Raw genomic sequence first — 6,978 nt, 5'->3', positions numbered from 1 at the left:
TCTTCGCTGTATTTCACCATAGAAAAAACACCCCTAAAGTTAGATTTTTAACTCTAACTTTAGGGGTGCAGCACCTATAAGCATTCTCTTCTTTATGAATTATCATGATTCCTTAAGGACGGCTATTTTGTCCACCCTTGCGTCCTCCATTAATGGTTTTCTAAATAATACGAATAAAAAACGTATTTTAATTGAAGTTTGTTTTGTAGCCAGTTTACATGATTATAAATTATACAATGCTAAATTCGATGAAATATGTAAGGGTATTGATGAATCCATTACAGGTAAGCTATTTGATTTAGTGTGGACAATCCAGTTTCTCGGATGCGAATTCTTGATTGAAAGCAGACCAGTGTGATATAATCAAAATTTAATGGAAATTTTGAAACGAAATGAGGAAACGATAATTGAGTATCCTAACGGTAACAGATTTAAGTCATGATTTTGGTGACCGCATTATTTTTCAAAATGTATCTTTTCGTTTGTTAAAAGGGGAACATATTGGATTAGTCGGCGCTAATGGCGAAGGCAAATCGACGTTTATGAATATTATTACCGGACAAATTCAGCCGGATGATGGAAAAGTAGAATGGTCCAAAAATCAGCGGGTCGGTTATCTTGACCAGCACGCCGTTTTAGAAAAAGGAAAAACGATTCGTGATGTGCTGAAAACGGCTTTTCAATACTTATTTGATATAGAAACAGCCATTAATGCCATTTACGGCCAAATGGCCGATGTAAGTCCGGAAAAAATGGAAAAAATGCTCGATGAAGTCGGGACGCTTCAAGATACATTGACAACCAATGATTTTTACACGATTGATACAAAAGTGGAAGAAGTAGCGAGAGGGCTCGGCTTAGACGGGATAGGGCTTGAAAAAGATGTATATGATTTAAGCGGAGGGCAGCGGACAAAAGTTCTTCTTGCTAAGCTTCTTCTTGAAAAACCGGATATTTTACTTCTCGATGAGCCAACCAACTATTTGGATGAAGTGCATATTGAATGGTTAAAACGCTATTTGCTGAACTATGAAAATGCGTTTCTTCTGATCTCTCATGACATTCCTTTTTTAAACAGTGTTGTAAACATTATTTATCATTTGGAAAACAAAGAATTAACCCGCTACGTTGGAGACTACCATAACTTTTTAAAAGTATATGAAGCAAAAAAACTGCAAGTAGAAGCAGCCTCTAAAAAGCAGCAGCAGGAAATCGCCAATTTAAAAGATTTTGTGGCAAGAAACAAAGCGCGTGCTTCAACAAGCAGCCTGGCGATGTCCCGGCAAAAAAAGCTGGATAAAATGGATATTATTGAAGTGGCAGGAGACCGGCCAAAGCCTGATTTTCGTTTTAAAGAAGCCAGAACATCTGGGAAGCTGATTTTCCAAACGGAAAAGTTAGTGATCGGCTACGATAACCCTCTTTCCAAGCCGCTTGACCTTTTGATGGACCGTGGCCAAAAAATTGCTCTAGTTGGAGCAAACGGAATCGGAAAAACCACTTTGTTAAAAAGCATACTCGGTGAAATCAACCCTCTTTCCGGAAGCGTAGAGCGGGGAGACTACCAGTATATCGGTTATTTTGAACAAGAAGTAAAAAAAGAAAACCATAACACGTGCATTGAAGAAGTGCTGAATGAATTTCCGAGTTTAACGCAAGGCGAAGTTCGGGCGGCATTAGCAAGATGCGGACTAACGAGAAAACACATTGAAAGTAAAATATCCGTACTGAGCGGCGGCGAAAAAGCAAAAGTGCGGCTTTGTAAACTGATGAACCGGGAAAGCAATGTTCTCGTTTTTGATGAACCGACCAACCATTTGGATGTTGATGCGAAAAATGAATTAAAGCGGGCGCTTAAAGAGTACAAAGGAAGCATTCTCTTGATTTCCCATGAGTCTGAGTTTTATCAGGATATTGCCACGGACATTTGGAATGTGGAATCTTGGACAACAAAACAAGTGCAAAATACGTAACAGCCAAAATAGCAGCACAGCTTACTTTATGACAAAAGGCCAGATCAGCTTTTATGCTGATCTGGCCTTTTTTTAAGCAAACTCCTTGCTCCGCCCCTCCGCAAATAAAATTGCTGTATTGGTTTCAGCAATTGGGCCAAATGTGCCGGCTGTAGCGGTATTTGACACAGCGTTCCACCAAACAATGCCGGAAAATGACTTTTAAATCAACGATTTGGTGAAATGACATTGGTGCCGAAGTTGTGAAAGAGGCACTTTCAAAATAAAAGGCATGCAACATTTCGATGAAATATGAGAATGAATTCACGCTGTAAGAATCTTGCTGGAAATGTGACCAAACTCCCATATAAGAACGGGGTTCCTTACATAATCTGCGGTGCAGTACTTGCGCTGCATGGATGGCTAACGAGCAGGTTAGTTGAAGAAGGATTGTCTATATGTATCGCAGAATAATTACATTAAAGATGTTTACAAGAAAGGAAAGTGAATTATTTGAATGTTAAGTACACTCATTTAAATCGATTCCCGATAATGAGATATTAGAGGGCATTATGCAATTGCACAATATCACTTTTGGTGGTTCTGAAGATTTGGTTAAACAAAGTGAACATTTAAAATAAGTCATTTGAAAAACAATAATATTGTTTAATACAATCTTGAACTAACGCACTCTTTAGCTCAAGAATGTGAGACATAATTATTATTATGTTGCATTCATAACCGATAAACAAAACAGGCTCTATCCTTTGATATTGAAGGGAGGGCGCTTTTTTTCTATATAACAAGTAACCTTAATGTAACGTTTTAGATATTTACGTTTTATTTAATACAATATAATGAATGAAAACAGGAGGTTTTTATGACAGCAAAAAAGGATGAAAACGGAACATATGCAAGAGGGTGAAGATAAGGAGAAAGCAGCTTACACGGTTCGTATGCTTGCTGATATGTACGATGAGTATATTTTATTTATGCATGGCGTACATATGATGAATGAGGATGGATCATTTGTAGAGGCTGGATACTATGAGTAATATGATTAAGGTTATTTATGAAGAGGGAACAGTTGTACGGTGTAACGTTGTTGCGTGTCAAGATGGAATAGGATTGCAAGAGGTGAATGCATGTGAGGGAGATGGCCGAGACATTCATGTGTGGATATGATTAGCATTACATAACAATTAACAGGAGAGTGAATAGACATCATGTTAAAATTTATCGTAGTTTATACTGTTAATGAAAAGATTGAAATATCTCAGTTTGAGTCTGACAGTTTGCACAATGCACAGATAATAGCAGGTGAACACTTTAAAGAATTGTCCGCTTTCCATAAAGAAGAATATAATATTATAAGTATTGATCAACTTGAAAACATTCCAGTGATTTAGTATGAAAGTGTGAAGCTGTTCTTTATTGGATGGCTTTTTATTTATATGCTGCTAGGAACTATTAAAGCTTACGTAATATATTTCCATCAAATTATTTTTACTAAGACAGGTACAAACCATTAATAAAAAAATGATTTTAAGTGATAAAGCATAATCCCATCAAGTCAAAACGGCGTATTTTTTCTAGCATTTGATACTCGGTAAATATCAAAAAAATGTTAATCATAGATACCTTGGTAAAAAAGGATGCTTAATCTAAAGCATCTTTTTTTACCAGGGTAAACCGGTACCAAAATCCTTTGCCAGGCTGTCGCTTTCTTTTCTTCTTCTTTTGCGGTTTTCGGCTCTTTCTGCTGCTGTATTAAATAACCCTTTTTCCATATTTGTTTCAGGGACCACCTGGGGAACGGGTGTGGTATTCCCATTTTCATCGAGAGCAACCATGGTTAAAAAAGAAAGTGCGCATACATTCCGTTCTCCCGTTAATAAATCCTCTGCAATGACTTTCACGAATACTTCCATTGAGGTGCGGCCTGTATAAGTTACAAATGCCTCAAGGCAAACCGCGTTCCCTTCATAAATGGGATGGAGAAAGTCAACAGAATCAGTCGAAGCCGTTACTGTGCTTCTTCGAGAATGACGCATGGAGGCGATGGAGGCTATATCATCTATATAAGCCATTAGCTTGCCTCCAAACAAGGTACCATGATTATTCGTATCTGGAGGCAATACGACACTGGTTTTTACTACGAATGAATCCCGGCACTTTTTTTCTTCACTCATACTGACCACACCTTTCTTTCTCATTTTTTCTACAGATGTGCGCGATTTTTGAAGCTGCGCAGGATATTCCCATCAATTGTTCCATTACAAATCCAGCGGCATAGATGCATTTATAAACAGGACCATTTACGGCCTTTTTATTCTTCCTCTTCCTTTTTAATTACCTTTACGTGCTCGTATGTTTTTTTAGCTATCATTAATAGTTGATCGTCACTCATTTGTAATTCAGATTCTGTTGAATCCTTGTTACTTTCATTTGGCAAAGAGTCTCCACCCCTTTCTCAACAACAAGTATTAACATTATTTCTTTAATTAAATCAAAAAACAGAAAAGTGTATCATATCTTGGAAAGTCCATATGTCCTGCGATGAAGCCGCTGTCAAAAAAAGCGTAGCTGTTCAGCCTGGCCTGAGTAGCTGCAACGCGTGTTAATGTAAAAAACAAGCTATCTAATTCAAATGAAAAATATAGACGGCAGGTTAGTGGAAGAAGAACCTTGTTCTCCGCGGAACTGACAAGTTTGAACCAGCCGCCTGTAACTAGTGGAATATAGCTTACGGCCAATACATAAGGTTAAATAAAGGGAAGGAAGGTGAAGCTTAGTGATTATTAAGATCAGCGTAGCCAGCGCGTCAGCTGCTTTTGTTTGTGTGGCTGCTAAATTAATCCAAACACTCGGGGAAACCCAGCTCACAATTGCGGAATTGAAAAATAGCGTCAACAGCCTGACAGTAGAATCACAAAGGTTGATCCATTCCGCCGAACAGGTCACAGTCGATATCCAAAGTAAAATTAAATTCCTTGATCCGTTGTTAGAATCTGCCCAGGATGTAGGTGAAGTGGTTCATAGTGTAACCGATAAAGTAAAACAGAGCGGGATCGTTCAAAACAACGAGACTCCTCCAAGCGAAACCATTGACACTAATCATCAGCCAGCAATTACTGCCTGGAAAGCGCCTGTCGAAGACCTTCCTGCAAGTGCAGACATTTATACACCAGATAACGATGGTCATGTAAACACAATCACATCTACATCAGATGGGATCGTGAAGCTTAGAATTAATTAATCGTGTATTCACTCCATTTCACCTGAAGTATGGACGTGTTACACAAACTTTATATTTAAGTCGTATACGAATACTGTTTTCCGAATGTAACGGGAAGCAATTTTCGTATTTTTTGTTTCTGTATGAAAAGTTATAAGGAGAAGCTGAAAAGGGGAGCGATCATCAAGTGTATAAGAAAGGAATATCTGCAGGGCTTGTACATAAAATCGTAAAAAGGGAGGGTTTCTTTTTATGATTATTGAATTCAGTGTTGCTGCCATCGCTATAGCCTTCATCTTGCTGGTTGTATTTTTAATCAGGCTGTTTCAAAAGGGAGTGGTCACGCTGGGCGAAACCAACCGTACCCTTGTTGAGGTGAGGAATGCGGTACATGGCCTGACACAAGAATCCAGTAAGCTGATCCATACAGCCAATGAGGTAACGGTCGATGCCAAACATAAAATGCGGACAGTCGATCCGCTGCTGGAATCTGCCCAGGATGTGGGTGAGGTGCTTCATAACATCACAAACACGGTAAAACAGGCAGCCAACTCTCGAGGGAATGGAGTTCCGCCCCGTGCAACCAAAACCAAAACCCCGTCCAACCCTAAGAGGAATATCCGGTAAAAAATGTTGCTCAGTGTAGACCTTCTGAAAGGTGGATGGAAAAAACGTCCGTTTTCAGGCATGGAACTAGCTTAATGGCGCTGCGTTTGATTTCCATGGGCTTTACGCTCTGCAATCATGTTGTCGACTAAGCTAAACATCGTTTGAATATCGTGCTGAAATTGGCGTTTTGTCCGGAGCATAAGCTTGTCCTGAACATCCAGGCGCTGTAATTGATGCATTGCCTCGTCAAGAGCCCGCACCATGCTTGTAATGAAGGGATGCGGTGTTTCTCTGTAATAGCTGTTAAACAAATAGTTAAATCCGCACAACCCAATTGTATCCAGCGTCAGGCGGGTCATATCTTCCGGCACATCAATCATTTCATTCGGATTGAGCCGCGCCCATTTTTGAACAAGCTGGACGGCAATATCAACCATCATGTCATGGTAATCTTTCATCGCCCGCTGGCTGAATGTAGGTATAAGAATGTTATGGGCTTTTCTCCAGTTTGATTCATGGGTCCGGCTGGTAAATAAGCCGTCTCCCACAAAAGGGCGAATCTTTTTTAAAGCCCCACCCACACTTTTATAGAAGCGGGATTCATCACATACCTCTGCGGCCAGTTCATGACCGGAAACCATTACATGCTTACCTGCCGGAAATTCTAATTGAAAGATGGGTCCATATTCTTCTGCAAGTTTCGTAAACGATAAAGTTGGTTTATCTTTATCGATTAATGGGATATTGCCTAACGGGCCATATGTTTTCGGCCCGGGGATAGTAGTAAAGTTTTTCATTCAAAACATCCTTTCTAAAAAGTCATATTATCCATGTTTTCACCTGCTTCCCTTGAAAAAATATCTAGCCCTTTACATGCTATGATTCATAGCTGGAAAGGAGCTTATCCCACCTCCAATGTATGTAAAAGTAAGAATTCTTACAGTCCAATGAGCTTAGAATTAAGGGGAAATCTCCTCCGCGATTTCAACAAAAGAAGACTGTTCTGAACAGTCTTCTTTAAATAAAGAGTTCTGCTTCCAAATGCAACGTTTTAGGTGTTTATATTGCCTTAAAAGAGTAGGGGAATCTGCTTCTTGTTTATTTTTATGAGATTATAATTCATCAGACCTTGACGGAAGCCAGTCTGCCAAAAAAGGTGGCAGGCCATCTCCCTTGACA

The 6,978-nt window shown here is 39.3% G+C and carries 6 protein-coding genes and 2 pseudogenes; 6 read left to right on the top strand and 2 right to left on the bottom strand.

The annotated features are described in order from the left end of the window. Positions 1–407 precede the first annotated feature (407 nt). From NLX67_RS22170 to NLX67_RS22155, 4 genes and pseudogenes are all read left to right on the top strand, one after another. Positions 408–1,973 carry an ABC-F family ATP-binding cassette domain-containing protein gene (locus NLX67_RS22170; protein WP_254313568.1) on the top strand — a complete coding sequence of 522 codons (1,566 nt, stop codon included), beginning with the start codon at positions 408–410 and terminating at the stop codon, positions 1,971–1,973. Between the two features lie 136 nt (positions 1,974–2,109). Next, positions 2,110–2,175 (top strand): annotated as a pseudogene (locus NLX67_RS22165) (hypothetical protein); the annotation flags it as partial. A gap of 688 nt (positions 2,176–2,863) precedes the next feature. Continuing rightward, on the top strand, positions 2,864–3,007 hold the full coding sequence (locus tag NLX67_RS22160) for a hypothetical protein (protein ID WP_254313567.1): 144 nt from the start codon (positions 2,864–2,866) through the stop codon (positions 3,005–3,007). A gap of 171 nt (positions 3,008–3,178) precedes the next feature. Further along, entirely contained in the window at positions 3,179–3,361 is a 183-nt protein-coding gene (locus NLX67_RS22155) for a hypothetical protein (RefSeq protein WP_046180993.1), read from the top strand. Between the two features lie 270 nt (positions 3,362–3,631). Here NLX67_RS22155 and NLX67_RS22150 read toward each other — a convergent pair whose 3' ends face one another. Further along, the gene (locus NLX67_RS22150; RefSeq protein ID WP_046180994.1) at positions 3,632–4,144 is read right to left on the bottom strand and encodes an acyl-CoA thioesterase; all 513 of its coding nucleotides are present in this window, start codon (positions 4,142–4,144) and stop codon (positions 3,632–3,634) included. Between the two features lie 602 nt (positions 4,145–4,746). On the opposite strand from NLX67_RS22150, the gene NLX67_RS22145 reads away from it, so the two are divergent. Both NLX67_RS22145 and NLX67_RS22140 read left to right on the top strand, forming a co-directional pair. After that, complete coding sequence (locus NLX67_RS22145; RefSeq protein ID WP_046180995.1) at positions 4,747–5,211, top strand: DUF948 domain-containing protein; 465 nt, start codon at positions 4,747–4,749, stop codon at positions 5,209–5,211. Positions 5,212–5,442: 231 nt separating this feature from the next. Then, complete coding sequence (locus NLX67_RS22140; protein WP_254313565.1) at positions 5,443–5,817, top strand: DUF948 domain-containing protein; 375 nt, start codon at positions 5,443–5,445, stop codon at positions 5,815–5,817. Positions 5,818–5,897: 80 nt separating this feature from the next. On the opposite strand, the pseudogene NLX67_RS22135 reads toward NLX67_RS22140, so the two are convergent. Continuing rightward, positions 5,898–6,596 (bottom strand): annotated as a pseudogene (locus tag NLX67_RS22135) (cytochrome P450); the annotation flags it as partial. Positions 6,597–6,978 lie beyond the last annotated feature (382 nt).

This window comes from Domibacillus sp. A3M-37, from assembly GCF_024213455.1.
Classification (GTDB): domain Bacteria; phylum Bacillota; class Bacilli; order Bacillales; family Domibacillaceae; genus Domibacillus; species Domibacillus tundrae.
This window is presented reverse-complemented; position numbering and strand designations above follow the sequence as displayed.